This is a genomic window from Craterilacuibacter sp., from assembly GCF_051659485.1.
Taxonomy (GTDB): domain Bacteria; phylum Pseudomonadota; class Gammaproteobacteria; order Burkholderiales; family Chromobacteriaceae; genus Craterilacuibacter.
Window position 1 is genome coordinate 1 of sequence record NZ_JBOFOO010000114.1, and the last position, 1,173, is coordinate 1,173.

Genomic DNA, 1,173 nt, shown 5'->3' on the forward strand with positions numbered 1-1,173 from the left:
GCAACTTCTTCGCCAAGCGGGCAGACTTTCCCCGCTTTAAGCGAAAAGGACTCAGTGACAGCTTCCGCTACCCGCAAGGCTGCAAACTCGATCAAGGCAATAGCCGTATCTTCCTGCCTAAGCTCGGCTGGCTGCGCTACCGCAACAGCCGCGACGCGGGCAGGTGGTTTGTATCCATCCAGACCGAGCGTGAAGTCGCCATCCCGCTGCCGAAAGGCGGCATGATCGGCATTGATGTGGGGATTGCCCGCTTCGCGGCTTTCGATAACGGCGCGTTCATCGCACCGGTCAACAGCTTCAAACGGCATCAAGCCCGCTTGCGTAAAGCGCAGCAGGGGTTGAGCCGGAAAACCAAGTTCTCGAACAACTGGAAGAAGGCGAAAGCTCGCGTCCAGAAGCTCCACGCCCGTATCGGCAATGTCCGCAAAGACTTCCTGCACCAAGCCTCGACCCGCATCTGTGAAAACCAAGCGATTGTCTGTGTTGAGGATTTGAAAGTGCGGAATATGTCGAAGTCAGCAGCCGGCAGTGTCGAACAACCAGGGCGCAATGTGCGGGCGAAGTCTGGCCTGAACAAAGCGATCTTGGATCAGGGATGGGGCGAATTCAGGCGGCAACTGGACTACAAGCTGGCATGAAAAGGTGGACACCTGATTGCCGTACCACCGCACCATACCAGCCAGACTTGCCCGAATCCGGCCTGTGGTCATATCTCGAAACTGAACCGCCAGACCCAAGCCCTGTTCAAATGCGTGGAATGCGGCTACGAGAATCATGCCGATACCGTCGGCGCGATCAATATTTTAAGGGCGGGATACGCCCGGCTAGCCTGTGAAGTGAGCGGTGCAGCAATGCCGCCAGCAGCAGGAACCCACCGAAGTGAGCTAGCCGCGTAAGCGACTAGACGCAGTAGGAATCCCCGTCCTTTCCGGTCTCAAGACTGGCTCGCGCAAGCGAGAGGGCGGGGAGGATATCAACTATCCCACCGCAGCAAGAGGATCGTATGACTGAAACTAACGCCGCTATTCTTAAGCCCTGCAGCAAATGCGGCTCGCGTGCCGAGCTCGTCAAGGCCGGCTCCAGCCGTTTCTGGGTACAGTGCGTGAACTATGCCGGACAAGGCAATTGCACCGTGATAGGCGCTCAGGCCGACAATAAGAAAGAAGCGATTTA

The 1,173-nt window shown here is 57.3% G+C and carries 2 protein-coding genes; both read left to right on the top strand.

Annotated elements, in window-relative coordinates:
* On the top strand, nt 1-638 hold a 638-nt coding region (locus ACRC1E_RS04030), incomplete at its 5' end, for an RNA-guided endonuclease InsQ/TnpB family protein (protein ID WP_438513825.1).
* A 15-nt stretch (nt 639-653) separates the two neighbouring features.
* Nucleotides 654-896 (top strand): zinc ribbon domain-containing protein, encoded by a 243-nt coding sequence (locus ACRC1E_RS04035; protein WP_438513826.1) that lies wholly within the window; start codon nt 654-656, stop codon nt 894-896.
* Nucleotides 897-1,173: the final 277 nt, after the last annotated feature.